General features: G+C 65.6%; 12 protein-coding genes. 7 read left to right on the forward strand and 5 right to left on the reverse strand.

Going from position 1 to position 16,424, the window contains the following annotated elements; all coding sequences use genetic code 11:
• Positions 1 to 49: 49 nt before the first annotated feature.
• The 4 genes from LT948_RS01340 to gacS form a co-directional block, all read right to left on the reverse strand.
• Positions 50 to 457, reverse strand: a complete 408-nt coding sequence (locus tag LT948_RS01340; protein ID WP_003104742.1) for an META domain-containing protein — start codon at positions 455 to 457, stop codon at positions 50 to 52.
• A 67-nt stretch (positions 458 to 524) separates the two neighbouring features.
• On the reverse strand, positions 525 to 950 hold the full coding sequence (locus LT948_RS01345) for a hypothetical protein (RefSeq protein WP_023092148.1): 426 nt from the start codon (positions 948 to 950) through the stop codon (positions 525 to 527).
• Between the two features lie 35 nt (positions 951 to 985).
• The gene (locus tag LT948_RS01350) at positions 986 to 1,975 is read right to left on the reverse strand and encodes a 2-hydroxyacid dehydrogenase (protein WP_003112591.1); all 990 of its coding nucleotides are present in this window, start codon (positions 1,973 to 1,975) and stop codon (positions 986 to 988) included.
• A 2-nt stretch (positions 1,976 to 1,977) separates the two neighbouring features.
• Complete coding sequence (gacS, locus tag LT948_RS01355; protein WP_021264334.1) at positions 1,978 to 4,755, reverse strand: two-component system sensor histidine kinase GacS; 2,778 nt, start codon at positions 4,753 to 4,755, stop codon at positions 1,978 to 1,980.
• Between the two features lie 185 nt (positions 4,756 to 4,940).
• Between gacS and pirR the strand changes: the two genes are divergently transcribed.
• From pirR to mazG, 7 genes are all read left to right on the forward strand, one after another.
• Positions 4,941 to 5,660, forward strand: a complete 720-nt coding sequence (gene pirR, locus LT948_RS01360) for a response regulator transcription factor PirR (RefSeq protein ID WP_009316375.1) — start codon at positions 4,941 to 4,943, stop codon at positions 5,658 to 5,660.
• Positions 5,660 to 6,997: a sensor histidine kinase PirS gene (pirS, locus tag LT948_RS01365; protein ID WP_023980578.1), complete on the forward strand. Its 1,338-nt coding sequence runs from the start codon at positions 5,660 to 5,662 to the stop codon at positions 6,995 to 6,997. The genes pirR and pirS overlap by 1 nt, the downstream gene beginning before the upstream one ends.
• 235 nt (positions 6,998 to 7,232) lie before the next feature.
• Positions 7,233 to 9,461 carry a TonB-dependent siderophore receptor PirA gene (gene pirA, locus LT948_RS01370; RefSeq protein WP_019484432.1) on the forward strand — a complete coding sequence of 743 codons (2,229 nt, stop codon included), beginning with the start codon at positions 7,233 to 7,235 and terminating at the stop codon, positions 9,459 to 9,461.
• Between the two features lie 249 nt (positions 9,462 to 9,710).
• The gene (gene cysM, locus LT948_RS01375; RefSeq protein ID WP_003102419.1) at positions 9,711 to 10,610 is read left to right on the forward strand and encodes a cysteine synthase B; all 900 of its coding nucleotides are present in this window, start codon (positions 9,711 to 9,713) and stop codon (positions 10,608 to 10,610) included.
• An 8-nt stretch (positions 10,611 to 10,618) separates the two neighbouring features.
• Complete coding sequence (rlmD, locus tag LT948_RS01380) at positions 10,619 to 11,971, forward strand: 23S rRNA (uracil(1939)-C(5))-methyltransferase RlmD (RefSeq protein WP_003102417.1); 1,353 nt, start codon at positions 10,619 to 10,621, stop codon at positions 11,969 to 11,971.
• An 84-nt stretch (positions 11,972 to 12,055) separates the two neighbouring features.
• Positions 12,056 to 14,299: a GTP diphosphokinase gene (relA, locus tag LT948_RS01385; RefSeq protein WP_003086042.1), complete on the forward strand. Its 2,244-nt coding sequence runs from the start codon at positions 12,056 to 12,058 to the stop codon at positions 14,297 to 14,299.
• A gap of 104 nt (positions 14,300 to 14,403) precedes the next feature.
• Positions 14,404 to 15,234 carry a nucleoside triphosphate pyrophosphohydrolase gene (mazG, locus tag LT948_RS01390; protein ID WP_003086045.1) on the forward strand — a complete coding sequence of 277 codons (831 nt, stop codon included), beginning with the start codon at positions 14,404 to 14,406 and terminating at the stop codon, positions 15,232 to 15,234.
• Between the two features lie 43 nt (positions 15,235 to 15,277).
• Here the strand turns inward: mazG and lpxO2 are convergent, their stop codons facing one another.
• On the reverse strand, positions 15,278 to 16,216 hold the full coding sequence (gene lpxO2 / locus LT948_RS01395) for a lipid A hydroxylase LpxO2 (RefSeq protein ID WP_003086047.1): 939 nt from the start codon (positions 16,214 to 16,216) through the stop codon (positions 15,278 to 15,280).
• Positions 16,217 to 16,424: the final 208 nt, after the last annotated feature.

Here is a 16,424-nt window from a genome sequence, read left to right on the forward strand (position 1 = left end):
ATGTCAAAAAAATGTAAACGGGCGGCGCCGGGTAGCGCCGCTTCAGGCTTCAGTCGTGCTCGGGGACCAGGCGCAGCGGCTTGCCTTCGGCCGGCCACAGGCGCAGCTCGTCGGACGGCGAAATGTCCCAGTGCTGGACGCTCTGCAGCAGGGCCAGGAAGCGCCGTTCCTGCTCCATGATCTCCGCCGCGCACAGGCGGCGGGTGCTGCCGATGGCGCCGAACTGAAGGAGGTCGTCCTGCAAGGTGTAGCTGGCGAACCAGTGGTTGCAGCCGCCGTTGCCGAAGGCACGGCCCTGGCCGTCGAAGGTCAGGCTGATGTGGCTGTAGTCCATCGTCGGTTGTGCGCCGACCCAGTCGACCTGGTAGGCCTGCTCGGTTTCCAGGGTGGTCTCCTGGCTGGCGCAACCGCCCAGGACCAGGGCGGCGGAGGCGAAGAGGGCGAGAGAGGGTTTCATGGCGTTTCCTTTGCGCATTTCGTACGGGCGATAGTTCACAGACCGTCGGTCGGACGGAGCGTTCGCCCTACTGGCATTTCGGGCACAGGTGCTTGCCTTCGCGGCTGCTCCAGCCCAGTTCGTGAATGCGCTCTTCGGCGGCCGGCGCCAGGGCCTTGCGACCGAGACTGGCGTCCACGGCGAACTCGAAGTCGAGACGAGCCTGGCACTGGTCGCAGTCGACCTGCCAGGTATGGATCGCCAGTTCGCGGAATGCCGGGCCGCGGGCGACCGCCAGCCACTGGCCGGGTGGGTTGATCAGGTGGCGAACCTTTTCCACGGTCAGGCGCATGCTCAGGGTCTTGCTGCCCTTGAGGCTGACCAGCAGCGCGTCGTCGGCCTTGATCGAGCCGCCGGTGCCGGTGACCTGGTAGCGCCCCGGGGAGAGCGCGCGGCATTCGTTGAGGGTGTATTGCGGGTTGAGCAGGGTGTAACGGAAATCGTGTTCAGCCATGGAGCCTCCAATCAGCCGCGCATGCTACCACGCCATCAGGCCCGGACCCGATTGCGCGGCGTCCCGTCCTGCCAGGCGGCGATGTTGTCCAGGGTGGTGTCGGCGATCGCCGCCAGCGCCTCGCGGGTAAGGAAGGCCTGGTGGGCGGTCACCACCACGTTGGGGAAGCTCAGCAGGCGTGCCAGCACGTCATCCTGCAGGGGCTGGTCGGAGCGATCCTCGAAGAAGATATCCGCTTCCTCTTCATAGACGTCCAGGCCGAGGTAGCCCAGTTGTCCGCTCTTCAGCGCCTCGATCAGCGCCGCGGCGTTCACCAGGGCGCCACGGCCGGTATTGATCAGCATCGCGCCGGGTTTCATCGTCGCCAGGCGCTGCGCGTCGATGAGGTGGCGGGTGTCGGCGGTCAGCGGGCAATGCAGGCTGACGATGTCGGACTCGGCGAGCAGGGCGTCGAGCGCCAGGTAGCGGCCGCCGAGCGCTTGGATGCGCGGATTGGGATAGGGATCGTAGGCCAGCAGCTCGCAGCCGAAGCCGGCCATGATGCGGGCGAAGGTCTCGCCGATCTGTCCGGTGCCGATCACTCCGACGCGTTTGCCGTGGAGGTCGAAGCCGGTCAGCCCATGCAGCGAGAAATCGCCCTCGCGGGTCCGGTTGTAGGCGCGGTGCAGGCGCCGGTTGAGCGTCAGGATCAGGCCGACCGCGTGCTCGGCGACAGCGTGCGGCGAATAGGCCGGGACGTGCACCACCGGCAGGCCGAGCGCTTCGGCGGCGGCCAGGTCGACGTGGTTGTAGCCGGCCGAGCGCAGGGCGACCAGGCGCGTGCCGCCGGCGGCCAGGCGTTCCAGCACCGGCCGCGAGAGGTCGTCGTTGACGAAGGCGCAGACTACTTCGAAGCCCTGGGCGAGGACCGCCGTGTCCGCCTGCAGGTGGGCCTGCTGGAAGTGCAGTTCGAAGCCGTGCCGGTGGTTGCTGGCCTGGAAGCTCTCGCTGTCGTAGGCCTGGCTGCTGAAGAACAGGATGCGCATGGTCAGAGTTCGCTGGAGTCGAGGCTGGTGGAAGACAGGTGGGTGGTGGCCGAGGCAGTGTCGGCCAGGGCCTCGATGGCCTTGTCCAGCTCGTCCAGGGCCGCGGCCGCCGCCGGATCGTTCTGCTTGAGCAGGGTTTCGCTGGTCTGGCAGGCCGCGCGCAACTGCGGCACGCCACAGTAGCGGGTGGCGCCATGCAGCCGGTGGACCCTCTCGAGCAAAGCGGTGCGGTCGTCGTTGTCGCGGGCCTGGCGAATCGCCTGGCGGTCCGCCGCCAGCGAGGCCAGCAGCATCGCCAGCATGTCGGCGGCGAGGTCGGCCTTGCCGGCGGCCAGGCGCAGCCCTTCCTCGGGGTCGAGCACGCTCAACTGGCCGAGCTGCGGCGCACGGCTCATGCTGGCCAGCGACTGGCCCAGGCTCAGTCCCGTCCACTTCAGCACTACCTGGGCCAATTGCTGTTCGTCGATCGGCTTGGTCAGGTAGTCGTCCATGCCGGCCTGCAGCAATGCGCGCTTCTCGTTGGAAAGCGCATGTGCGGTGAGCGCGATCACCGGCACCGGGCTGACTTCCCGCTCGGCCTCCCAGCGGCGGATCGCCTCGGTGGCCTGGCGGCCGTCCATGCCGGGCATCTGCACGTCCATGAAGACCAGGTCGAAGCGCTCGCGCTGCACCACCTCGAGGGCCGCGTAGCCGCTGTCCACCGCGGTGACCTGGGCGCCGAGGTCGCTGAGCAGGGTCTGCACCAGCAGCAGGTTGGCCGGGTTGTCGTCGACGCAGAGCAGCCGTGGCGGCCGTCCGGAAACCATGGCGTGGGGCTTGTCGCTGCGCGTCGGGCGGACCTGCAGCAACTCCTGCAGCTTGCGTTGCAGCTTGCGGGTGCAGGCGGGCTTGGCCTCGACCTGTTCGTCGGGCAGGGTCGCGTGGTATTGCGCCTGCTCGGTGGTCGGGCAGAGCACCAGGGTCTTGCAGCCGAGCCGTTCGAATTCCCAGAACGACTGGCTCAGCTCTTCCGGCGGATGGATCGCGGCCGAGACGCCGAGCACCGCCAGGCTGATCGGCAACTGGTCGGGCGGCGGGTTGCGCAGGCTTTCCTGGAGGCTGTCGAGGTCGGCGAATTCGCTCACTTCCAGGCCGAAGTCGGTGAGCTGGTGGTGCAGCGAGCGGCGCGTCAGCTCCTGCGGTTCGAGCAGCGCCACGCGCTGGCCCGCGGCCCAGGAGGCGCCTGGCTCCTCGTTGTCGTCGCGACTTTTCGGCAGACTCAGGCTGATCCAGAATTCGGCACCTTCCCCAGGCGTACTGTCGACGCCGATCTCGCCGCCCATCTGCTCGATCAGGCGCTTGGAGATCACCAGGCCTAGGCCGGTGCCACCGGCTTGCCGCGACAGTGAGTTGTCGGCCTGGCTGAAGGCCTTGAACAAGGCTTGCTGGTCCTCCTCGGAGAGGCCGATACCGGTGTCCTGGACGCTGATCCGCAACTGCGCGCGGTCGTCGCTTTCGTCCTCGAGCATGGCGCGTACGGCGACGGTGCCGCCCTGGGTGAACTTGATGGCGTTGCCGACCAGGTTGGTGAGGATCTGCTTCAGCCGCTGCGGGTCGCCCTGCAATTGGATCGGGGTATCCCGGTAGACCAGGCTGACCAGTTCCAGTTGCTTCTCGTGGGCGGCCGGAGCCAGCATGGTCAGGGCGTCCTGGATCAGGTCGCGGAGATTGAAAGGGAGGTTTTCCAGAACCAGCTTGCCGGCCTCGATCTTCGAGAAATCGAGGATCTCGTTGATGATCCCCAGCAGGCTTTCCGCCGATTTCTGGATGGTCGTGAGGTAGTCCTGCTGGCGCGGGCTGAGCTCGCTCTTCTGCAGCAGGTTGGTGAAACCGAGGATGCCGTTGAGCGGGGTGCGGATCTCGTGGCTCATGTTGGCGAGGAACTCGGACTTGATCCTGCTCGCCTCCAGGGCCTCCTTGCGCGCCAGGTCCAGCTCGATGTTCTGGATCTCGATGGTTTCCAGGTTCTGGCGTACGTCCTCGGTGGCCTGGTCGATGTTGTGCTGCATTTCCTCCTGGGCGCTCTGCAGCGTTTCCGCCATGCGGTTGATGCCGGAGGCCAGTTCGTCCAGCTCGTTGCTGCCCATCGGTGGCAGGCGGGTTTCCATGCGGCCTTCCTTGAGCTGGGCGACGCCCTGGCTGATCAGTTCCAGCGGCGCGTTGATCGCGCGGCTCATGCGCAGGGCGAGGAGGGCGGTGACGCCGAGGCCGGCTGCGATCAGCAAGAGGCTGGTGAACAGGCTGCGATATCCGCGCAGCAGAGTCCCATGGTGCGACAGTTCCAGTTCGACCCAGCCGAGTACGCGCTCGTCGTCAGGCTCGGTGGCGCCGGACAGGCTGTGGTGGCGGCCAAGAACCGGTAGCAGGAAGTGCGTGGTGTCCAGTTCGGTGGACATGCTCAGATGGCTGGCGTCGCCGGCCGGGGCGACGGTGAGCATGCTTGGCCCGGCATGGGCGAGGCGTTCCTGGCGGGCGTCGAGGAAGGTCACCGCGCGCACGTCCGGTTGGTCCAGCGCCTCGTTGGCGATGCGGTTGAGCACGGCGGTATCCTTTCGCGCCAGCGCGGTGGCGGCCAGCGGCGCCAGTTGTTCGGCGATCAGTTGCCCGCGCTCGATCAACTGGGCGCGCATGTCGGACAGCTGGACCCAGGTGAAGTAACCGCCAAGCACCATCGCCAGCAGGCTGGTGGGGAGCAGGGTGAGCAGCAGTACGCGCCCCTTGATGCCGAGATCCTTGAACACACGTCTCTCCGTCGAGCCAGATCGGGATGGCCGACGCTCCCCGGCCATACGTTTACCCCGCGCAGTTTAGCGGGTCGCGGAAGGGGAATCTGCACCGATGTGCGCAGCCCGGCGGATTCGGCTTGCGACGAAGCGGAAAGATCGTGAATACTGGCACGATTGCTAATCAATCTTATTTGGCTGCCATGCTCCCATCCCTGACGCCCGACCCCCGACTGCTGGCCATCGAGGACGATCCGACACTGGGCGCACATCTGTTCCAGCACCTCAATGGCAGCGGTTTCGAGGTGACCTGGTGCCGAGACGGGGAAGAGGGGTTGGCGGCTGCGCGCAGCGGCGCCTATGACCTGATCCTGATGGACATCATGCTGCCGGGGCGCGATGGCCTCGAGATTCTTCGCCAACTCCGCCAGGAGCAGGCGCTGCCGGTGATCCTGATGTCGGCCCTGGGCGCCGAGCAGGACCGCATCGCCGGGTTCAGCCAGGGCGCCGACGATTATCTGCCGAAGCCTTTCAGCCTGGCCGAGCTGCGGGTACGCATCGATGCCATCCTGCGTCGGATCGCCCTGGAGCGGGGGGGCGCGCCGGGCCGCTGCGCCGAACCGCTGGCGCGGCCCTCGCTGCAGTTCTCCGCCGATGTCTGCGATGTCAGCCTTGGCGAGCGGTTCGCCGGCCTGACGCCGACCGAATACCGCCTGCTGGAAACCTTCCTCGCCGCGGAAGGAGAGACCCTGACCAAGGCCTTCCTTTACCAGCATGTCCTGCACCGCGGTCATACCCAGCATGATCGCAGCCTGGACATGCACGTCAGTCACCTGCGGCGCAAGCTGCAACGCCTCGGTTACGCCGGTCACCAGTTGCATACCGTCTGGGGCAAGGGTTACGTCCTGACACCGGCGCCATGATGCCCAACCGCCATTCGCTGTTCTGGCGCCTGGCCCTGGTGCTGGTGGCGTTCTTCCTGCTATCGGTATGGCTGTCCTGGACCTGGGGACGCAGTGCCGAACTGAAGGGTTACTACCTGTCCGCCGAAGCCCGCTCCGCCTTGGCGGATTATGCGCGGCGAGCCGAGCGTGCCTGGCTCGACGATGGCCGCGAGGGCATCGACCGTTGGCTGGCCGAGCCGCGCCAGCAGGCGCTGGACTGGGTGGTCGTGCTCGACGGACGGCTGCAATCGCTGGGCAGTCGTCCGCTCACCACGGAGGAAGCCGAACGCCTGACTTTCCTGCGGGGCGTCGACTGGCCGATGAGCTCCCGTTCGTTGTCGCGGCCGTTCATCAGCCTGCGCTTCCCCGAACATCCGGAGCAAGGCCGGGTGGTCCTGCGTCTTCCCGCCGAGTTCGTCCCTCCCGGTTTGTCGCCGGCCAAGCGCCTGGTCACCCATGGCCTGGTGCCGGCCGGGCTGGCCCTGCTGCTGGGAGTGTTGCTGTATCGGCGCTGGATAGTGCCGCTGGGACGCCTGCGAGCGCAGGCCAATGCCCTGCGCGGCAACGACCTGACGGCGCGTACGCAGGCAGAGATCAGCCGGCGCAGCGACGAGCTGGGCGATCTGGGGCGGGCGTTCGACCATATGGCCGAGCGACTCGACGAGCACATGGTGTTGCAGCGCCAACTGCTCCGCGATCTCTCCCACGAGCTGCGCACGCCGCTGGCGCGCCTGCAGGTGGCGGCAGAGGGCACGCTGCCCGCGCAGCTCCTGCGCGAGCGCCTGGAGCAGGAGGTACAGGGCATGCAGCAACTGGTGGACAACACCCTGGAGCTGGCCTGGATGGACACCGAACGCCCGGTATTGGCGCTGGAGGACATTTCCATCCCGGCGTTATGGGACCTGCTGGTGGAGAACGCACGCTTCGAAAGCGGCTGGGCCGCCGAGCGGTTCCGCAGCGATCTGCCCGAGGATTGTGTCGTGCGTGGCAACCTCAATGCACTTGCCCAGGCCCTGGAGAACCTGCTGCGCAACGCCATCCGGCATTCGCCGGAGGGCGGCGTGATCCGCCTGCATGGTCGGCGCGAAGGAAGTTGCTGGTGGCTTTGCCTGGAAGACCAGGGCGAGGGTGTGGCCGAGCACCAGTTGGAGACCATCTTCCGCCCGTTCACCCGACTGTCTTCGGCACGTACCGGCAAGGGCTTCGGCCTGGGACTGAGCATTGCCCGTCGCGCCGTGGTGCTCCAGGGCGGCCGCCTATGGGCGGAAGCCGCCGATCCGGGGCTGCGCCTGTGCCTGGTGCTGCCTTCTGCCTAGCGAGGCGCAGGTGCCTTTACATTTTACCTAGATGTAAATGATCTTTACTCTCCTTTGTGAATGATTATCATCCGTGCCGATCTCCTCGGCCGGCCTTGTTCCGGGTCTGCGCCCTGTCCTACCCGTGCCGAGACGTCACCCGCGCAACGCCGGCGACCCAGGCTTCAGAAAAAACGTCAACGTATCCCTCGTGGCTCGCCTGCTACCCGTTTTCCCTCGACAGGAGTAGTCACGCATGTACCCCCAATTCCGTCGCGGCCATCTCGCCGCTGCCGTCCTTTTCGCTTCATCGAGCCTGCTGGGCGGGCAGGCCCTGGCCGAGGACGAGCGCCTGGAAGAACTGGACGAACGCGCCGAATCGGTGGTCCAGCTGGGTGACGAGGTGGTGCTGGGCACCGCCGAACAGGAGCTCAAGCAGGCACCGGGGGTATCCATCATCACCGCCGAGGACATCAGGAAGCGCCCGCCGGTGAACGATCTCTCCGAGATCATCCGCACCATGCCCGGGGTCAACCTCACCGGCAACAGTTCCAGCGGCCAGCGCGGCAACAACCGGCAGATCGACATCCGCGGCATGGGGCCGGAGAACACCCTGATCCTGGTCGACGGCAAGCCGGTCAGCTCGCGCAACTCGGTACGCTACGGCTGGCGTGGCGAACGCGACACCCGCGGCGACAGCAACTGGGTGCCGCCGGAGGAGGTCGAGCGCATCGAGGTCCTCCGTGGGCCCGCGGCGGCACGCTACGGTTCCGGCGCGGCGGGCGGGGTAGTCAACATCATCACCAAGCGCCCGACCGATCGTTTGCGTGGCTCCATGACGGTGTTCACCAACATTCCGGAAAGCTCCAAGGATGGCGCCACGCGCCGCGCCAACTTCAGCCTCAGCGGGCCGCTGACCGAAGCCTTGAGCTTCCGCGCGTACGGCAGCGCGAACAAGACCGATTCGGACGATACCGACATCAACCTCGGACATACCGTCAACCCGAGCCGTACCGTGGCCGGACGCGAAGGGGTACGCAATCGCGATCTCAGCGGGATGCTGTCGTGGCAGGTGACCCCCGACCAGGTCGTCGATTTCGAAGCGGGCTTCAGCCGACAGGGCAACATCTATGCCGGCGATACCCAGAACAACAACGGCACCGCCAATACCCAGGGACTCGCCGACGACGGTGCGGAGACCAACCGCATGTATCGCGAGAACTACGCCATCACCCACAACGGGACCTGGTCGTTCGGTACTTCCAGGTTCGTCGCCCAGTACGACTCCACCCGCAACAACCGTCTGGAGGAGGGGCTGGCCGGTTCCGTCGAGGGGCAGATCGGCGCCGACCGTTCGTTCAGCACCAGCAAGCTGGAGAACTATCGCCTCAGCGGCGAACTCAACCTTCCGTTGCATGCGTTGTTCGAGCAGGTGCTGACGGTGGGCGCGGAGTGGAACAAGGAAACCCTCAACGACCCGTCCTCGCTCAAGCAGGGCTTCGTGGGAAGCGATAGCTTGCCGGGGACCCCCGCGGCCGGCTCGCGAAGCCCGAAAAGCAAGGCGGAGATCCGGGCGCTGTACGTGGAGGACAATATCGAACTGCGCCCCGGCACCATGCTCACTCCCGGGCTGCGCCTGGACGATCACAGCGACTTCGGCCTGAACTGGAGCCCGAGCCTGAACGCTTCCCAGACGCTCGGCGAATACTTCACGGTCAAGGCCGGTATCGCACGGGCCTTCAAGGCGCCCAACCTGTACCAGAGCAACCCGAACTACCTGCTCTATACCCGTGGCAACGGCTGCCCGATCCAGACCAGCAGCGGCGGCTGCTACCTGGTCGGCAACGAGAACCTGGACGCCGAGACCAGCGTCAACAAGGAACTGGGCATCGAGTTCCGGCGCGATGGCTGGGTCGCCGGGCTCACCTACTTCCGCAACGACTACAAGAACAAGATCGTCGCGCCGCTGGATGTCATGGGACAGACCGGGACCGGTAACAACATCCTGCAATGGAGCAACGCGACGAAGGCGGTGGTCGAAGGCCTGGAAGGCAACCTGCTGGTCCCCCTGCACGAGGGCCTGAGCTGGAGCACCAACCTGACCTATATGCTGCAATCCAAGGACAAGGACACCGGCAACCCGCTTTCGGTGATCCCCGAGTACACCCTGAACTCGACCCTGGACTGGCAGGCCAGCGAGCGTCTTTCCACCCAACTGACCAGCACCATCTACGGCCGCCAGGAGCCGCCGAAGCATGGCACCAGCCGCAACACGCCGGTGGTCTCGCGAAAAGAGGTGGGTACCTATGGCATCTGGGGCGTCAGCGCCGGCTACACCTTCAGCGAGAACCTGAGCGTACGGGGCGGGGTAAGCAACCTCTTCGACAAGCGCCTGTACCGCCAGGGCAACTCCTTCGACGCCGGCGCGGCAACCTACAACGAGCCGGGTCGCGCCTACTATGTTTCGATGACCACCTCGTTCTGATCGCCGCGGCCAACGCGCTTTCACCGGCAGGCGCAACGCCCGTCGGACCTTTCTTTGGCGTTGGTCAGGCATCGGCTGTCCAACGCCAGGTTTTCTCTTCGGACGCCTCTGGTCATCGCATCGCATGCCGTTTCGGGCGGTCTTTCGGCTGAATCGGCATGCATGACCGGATATTGCGGTGCTAGGGTCCGGCCCCAGTTTCCCGGTATCATGCTCAGCCTTTACCGTCAGTGCCGAACGAGTGCCTCCATGACCGTGCAGTACCCGACTATCGCCGACTGCGTTGGCAATACCCCTCTGGTGCGTCTGCAGCGCCTTCCCGGGGAAACCTCCAATACCCTGCTGGTGAAGCTCGAAGGCAACAACCCGGCGGGATCGGTGAAGGACCGCCCGGCCCTGTCGATGATCACCCGTGCCGAACTGCGCGGCGACATCCGCCCCGGCGATACGCTGATCGAGGCTACTTCCGGCAACACCGGCATCGCCCTGGCCATGGCGGCGGCGATCAAGGGTTACAAGATGATCCTGATCATGCCGGACAACTCCACGGCTGAACGCAAGGCGGCGATGACCGCCTATGGCGCCGAGCTTATTCTGGTCAGCAAGGAAGAGGGCATGGAGGGCGCGCGCGATCTGGCCGACAAGCTGCAGCGCGAAGGCCGCGGCAAGGTCCTCGACCAGTTCGCCAATGGCGACAACCCGGAAGCCCATTACCACAGCACCGGCCCGGAAATCTGGCAGCAGACCGGCGGCAGCATCACCCATTTCGTCAGCTCCATGGGCACCACCGGGACCATCATGGGCGTATCGCGCTACCTCAAGGAGCAGAACCCGGCGGTGCAGATCGTCGGCCTGCAACCCATGGAGGGCTCGGCCATCCCGGGAATCCGACGCTGGCCGCAGGAATACCTGCCGAAGATCTATGACGCCAGTCGCGTCGACCGGGTCGTCGACATGCACCAGGACGAAGCCGAGGACATCATGCGCCGGCTGGCCCGCGAGGAAGGCATCTTCTGCGGCGTGTCCTCCGGCGGGGCGGTGGCGGCGATGCTGCGCCTGTCCCGCGAACTGGAGAATGCCGTGCTGGTGGCGATCATCTGCGACCGCGGCGACCGCTACCTGTCTTCCGGCGTCTATGACCCGCGCTGAGCATGTCCATGGCCAGAAATAAGGGCGGGCTGCGCTTCCAGCCCAGCGGTGGTGCGCGCGGTCCCGCGATACCGGTAGGCAAGAAGCAGCGCCTGACCATCGAGCGCCTGGCCCATGACGGCCGAGGTATCGCCCACGAGGCGGGGATGACCTGGTTCGTCAGCGGCGGGCTGCCTGGGGAGGAACTTGAGGCACGGGTGCTGGGCGCGCGAAGCAAGGTGGTCGACGCGCGCAGCGAGCGCCTGTTCAGCAGTAGCGACCTGCGTCGCCGCGAGCCCTGCACTGTAGCGGGTCGCTGCGGCGGCTGCACCCTGCAGCACCTGGAACACGGCGAGCAGTTGGCCCTGAAGCAGCGTACCTTGCAGGAGCAGTTGCAGCGTTTCGCCGGGATCGAGCCGGAAGAATGGGCCGCCCCCCTGGTCGGGCCCGAATTCGGCTATCGGCGCCGCGCTCGGATCGCCGTGCGCTGGGATGCCAGGGCGCGGCGTCTGGATGTCGGCTTCCGTGCCTCGGCCAGCCAGGAGATCGTCGCCTTCGATGAGTGCCTGGTCCTGGTGCCGCCTTTGCAAACGATTGCCCGTGCCCTGCCTGCTCTTCTGCAGGACTTCCGCAAGCCGGAAAGCATCGGCCACGTGGAACTCTTCCATGGCACGGCCAGTGCATTGCTGTTGCGGCATACGACTGCCCTGGTCGACGAGGATCGCCAGCGCCTGGCCGCTTTCTGTTCCGCACACCAGGCCCAGCTCTGGCTGCAAGGTGCGGAACAGCCCTTGCCGGTGGAGCCGGCCGCCGAACTGGGCTACTCCTTGGGTGACTGGCAACTGACTCTGGCGTACCGACCCGGAGACTTCGTCCAGGTCAATGCGCCGGTGAACGAGTCGATGATCCGCCAGGCCCTTGACTGGCTGGCGCCGACCGCCGACGAGCGGGTCCTCGACCTGTTCTGCGGGCTGGGCAATTTCTCCCTGCCGCTGGCGCGCCGGGTGGCGCGGGTAGTCGGGGTGGAGGGCGTGGCGGCGATGGTCGAGCGGGCAGGCGCCAACGCGCTGGCCAATGGCCTTGGCAACGCGCACTTTTTCCAGGCCGACCTGTCCAAAGCGCTTGCCGAAGCGCCCTGGGCGGAGCAAGGTTTTACCGCTGTGCTGCTCGATCCGCCGCGCGACGGCGCGTTCGAGGCGGTACGCGAAATGAGTTCTCTGGGTGCCCGGAGGGTAGTCTATGTATCCTGCAATCCGGCGACCCTGGCGCGCGATGCTGGCGAAATGGCCAGGCAGGGCTATCGTCTGAAGCGCGCCGGAATCCTCGATATGTTTCCGCAGACCGCACATGTCGAGGCCATGGCTTTGTTCGAGGCAGGCTAGGATGCCTGCGTAATCCGACCAGCCCGTTCGAAGGCTGGCGCAGTCATCGGTGGGCTACGCGCACCGTGGTAAAGGGTAGGCAAGATGGTACAGGTGAGAGCGCACCAGCCGGTCAACACCGACGGCAGTATCAACCTCGAGGCCTGGCTGGACCACGTCCAGAACCTCGTCCCCGGGCTCGATCGTCAGGGCTTGCTGGAGGCTTGCGAGTTCGCTCGCGAATCCGAGCAGCGAGCGATCGCCGCACAGAACTCCTGGGCAGAAGGCACGTCCAGCTTCCAGACCGGACTGGAAATCGCCGAGATCCTCGCGGACCTCAAGCTGGATCAGGAGTCCCTGGTCGCCGCGGTCATCTATCGAGGCGTGCGGGAAGGCAAGATCACCCTGGAAGCGGTCAACAAGCATTTCGGGCCGGTGGTGGCCAAGCTGATCGAGGGCGTGCTGCGCATGGCCGCAATCAGCGCCAGCCTCAATCCGCGCCATTCCATGGTGCTGGGTACCCAGGCGCAGGTGGAGAACCTGCGCAAGATGCTGGTGGCGATGGTCGACGACGTTCGCGTCGCTCTGATCAAGCTGGCCGAGCGCACCTGCGCCATTCGCGCGGTGAAGAATGCCGACGAGGAAAAGCGCCACCGCGTCGCCCGGGAAGTCTTCGATATCTACGCGCCGCTGGCCCACCGCCTGGGCATCGGGCATATCAAGTGGGAGCTGGAGGACCTGTCCTTCCGTTACCTCGAGCCCGACCAGTACAAGCAGATCGCCAAGCTGCTGCACGAGCGCCGGCTGGATCGCGAGCAGTACATCGCCAACGTGATGAGCCAGTTGAAGGAAGCTCTCGCGGCCACCGGCGTACAGGCCGATCTCAGCGGGCGGGCGAAACACATCTATTCGATCTGGCGCAAGATGCAGCGCAAGGGCCTGGACTTCAGCCAGATCTACGACGTTCGCGCCGTGCGCGTGCTCGTTCCGGAGATGCGCGACTGCTACACCGCGCTGGGCATCGTGCATACCCTCTGGCGGCACATTCCCAAGGAGTTCGACGACTACATCGCCAACCCCAAGGAAAACGGCTATCGCTCGCTGCATACCGCAGTGATCGGCCCCGAGGGGAAGGTGCTGGAAGTACAGATCCGTACCCACTCCATGCACGAAGAGGCGGAGCTCGGGGTCTGCGCGCACTGGCGCTACAAGGGGACCGACGTCAAGGCCAGCTCCAACCATTACGAGGAAAAGATCTCCTGGCTGCGCCAGGTGCTCGAATGGCACGAGGAACTGGGCGACATCGGTGGCCTGGCGGAGCAACTGCGGGTCGATATCGAGCCGGACAGGGTCTACGTCTTCACTCCCGACGGCCACGCCATCGACCTGCCCAAGGGCGCGACCCCGCTGGATTTCGCCTATCGGGTCCACACTGAAGTCGGGCACAACTGCCGCGGGGCGAAGATCAACGGACGCATCGTGCCGCTGAACTACAGCCTGCAGACCGGCGAGCAGGTCGAGATCATCACCGGCAAGCACAGCGGTCCGAGCCGTGACTGGCTGAACAGCAACCTGGGCTATGTCACCACCTCCCGGGCGCGGGCGAAGATCGTCCACTGGTTCAAGCTGCAGGCGCGGGACCAGAACGTCGCTGCCGGCAAGGCCCTGATCGAACGCGAGCTGTCGCGCCTGGCGCTGCCGCCGGTGGATTTCGACCGGCTGGCGGAGAAGGCCAACGTGCGTACCGCCGAGGATATGTTCGCCGCTCTCGGCGCCGGCGACCTGCGCTTGGCGCACCTGGTCAACTATGCCCAGCAACTGGTCGAGCCGGACCGCGACAGCGAGCAACTCGAACTGATCCCGCGCAAGCCGAGCAAGATCGGCCACGGCAAGCGCGGCGACGTGCAGATCCAGGGCGTCGGCAACCTCCTGACGCAGATGGCCGGCTGCTGCCAGCCGCTGCCGGGAGATCCCATCGTCGGCTACATCACGCTGGGCCGTGGGGTCACCATCCACCGCCAGGATTGCGCCACCGCGCTGCAACTGGCGGGACGCGAACCGGAGCGGATGATCCAGGTCAGTTGGGGGCCGGAGCCGGTTCGCACCTATCCGGTGGATATCGCGATCCGTGCCTATGATCGTTCCGGCCTGTTGCGCGACGTGTCCCAGGTGCTGCTCAATGAGCGGATCAACGTTCTGGCGGTGAATACCCGTTCGAACAAGGAAGACAACACCGCGACCATGCAACTGACCATCGAGATTCCCGGTCTGGACGCTCTTGGACGCCTGCTGGCGCGCGTTTCGCAACTGCCCAACATCATCGAGGCGCGGCGCAACCGTACGCCTTGAGGCGAGGCGGAAACAGGCCACGGGCGCTCGCAGGCTGCCCGTGGCCTTTTCGTTTCCGGAAAGGGCAGAATGCCCGGACCGTTCACTGAAGACCCGAGATACCCATGTACCGACTCGACGACCTGCTCCACCTCATGGCGCGCCTGCGCGATCCCGAATTCGGCTGCCCCTGGGATCTCCAGCAGAGCTACGCGACCATCGTCCCGCACACCCTGGAAGAAGCCTACGAAGTAGCGGACGCCATAGAGCAGGGGGATTTCCCGCAATTGCGCGAGGAACTGGGCGACCTGCTGTTCCAGGTGGTTTATTACAGCCAGTTGGCTCGCGAAGAGGATCGCTTCGCTTTCGACGAGGTGGTGGACGGCATCACCCGCAAGCTGATCCGTCGACATCCCCACGTATTCCTCGATGGCGATCTCTATGGCAAGCCCGATGCGGCGAAGCTCGCCGAAGCGGCGGTCAAGCAGCGCTGGGAAGAACTGAAGGCCGAGGAGCGTGCCGCCAAGGCCAAGGAGCCGCAGCAGTTGTCGCTGCTGGATGACGTTCCTGTCGCCCTGCCGGCGTTGTCACGGGCGGCGAAGCTGCAGAAGCGCGCGGCGCAGGTCGGTTTCGACTGGCCGGAAGCGCTGCCTGTGGTGGACAAGGTTCGCGAGGAGCTGGACGAAGTCCTCGAGGCGATGGCAGAGGGTGACGAGGGTGCCGTGGGCGAGGAGGTTGGCGACCTGCTGTTCGTCGTGGTCAACCTGGCCCGGCATCTCAAGGTCGATCCGGAGGCTGCTCTGCGCCAGGCCAACGGCAAGTTCGAGCGGCGCTTCCGATTCATCGAGCGGAACCTGCGCGAAGCCGGCCGGAAAGCCGAAGAATGTTCGCTGGAGGAACTGGACAGCCTCTGGGGCGAGGCCAAGAAAGCGGAGAGGAGCGCGCCTGGCTGTTGATGGGGAAAATTACCGTGGCAGCCGGGCTGCCACGGCATCTGAATCAGCCGAAGATCCAACGATAGAGGATGACCAGCAGGATCACCGCCAGCACCGGGCGGAGGATTCGGTAGGCCTTCGGGTAGGCGCGTTTGAAGCGCTTCACCTGGGCGCCGATGGCATTGCCGCCGCGAATGGCGACCGAGTAGGCCTGGTTGATGCTGCCGACGCGTTCGCCTTCGACGTTCTGCGGTGCGGTCGCACGCCCGAGAATGCCGCTGATCCAGCGATTGAGCCGGGTCAGCAGGCGGGAACGGAGCGGCCGCTCGATATCGCAGAAGAGAATCACCCGGGTCTGCTCGGTCTCGTTCTTCACCCAGTGGACGAAGGTTTCGTCGAACATCACGTCTTCGCCATCACGCCACGCGTAGGGCTGGCCGTCGACGTAGATGCGGCAGTTGTCCGAATTCGGCGTGGACAGGCCGAGGTGATAGCGCAGCGAGCCGCCGAAGGGGTCGCGGTGCGGATTCAGGTGGCTGCCGCCGGGAAGCAGGGTGAACATCGCGCCCTTGACGTTGGGGATGCGGCTCACCAGCTCTACGGTCTTCGGGCAGAGCTGCTGGGCGGAGGGCAGCGGGCCGTCGTACCAGGTCAGGTAGAAGCGCTTCCAGCCTTTCTTGAAGAACGAGCCGAAGCCGGCTTCGTTGTTGTTCAGGGCAGCCCGGATATAACCCTCGTCGAACAGGTTGAGGGCTTCTTCGCGGATGGTTTGCCAATTGTTCTTCAGTTCGTCCAGCTCCGGAAAACGGCTGCGATCCAGATAGGGCTTCGAGGGGACGCTGGAGAACAGGTACATCAGCGAGTTGTAGGGGGCGAACCAGGCGGAGTGGTTGACCAGTTGACGCAGGAAGGGCAAGCGCGCGCGCCCACGGAAATGGACGAACAGGACGCTGGCGACGAACAGGCCCACCAGAGTGACTTTTACCAGGAGAGAAACGCTCATGCCTTGCTTTCCATGCCTTCGATATCAGGGGCCGGGAGGAGTGCCTGCGGGTGCTCGGGACGGTAGGGAGGGGTCTCCAGGGCATGCGTGGCAGTTTGCGAGCCGCCGAGACTTGCGTTGAGGCGGCTGAGGCTGGAGGATTATACCCCCTGCGAGGGCCGGCTGAACCCCAGTCGGCTGGAAGATTATGCCGCACCCCACCGGGCGT

This window comes from Pseudomonas sp. CP-1, assembly GCF_021213715.1.
Lineage (GTDB): Bacteria > Pseudomonadota > Gammaproteobacteria > Pseudomonadales > Pseudomonadaceae > Pseudomonas > Pseudomonas aeruginosa.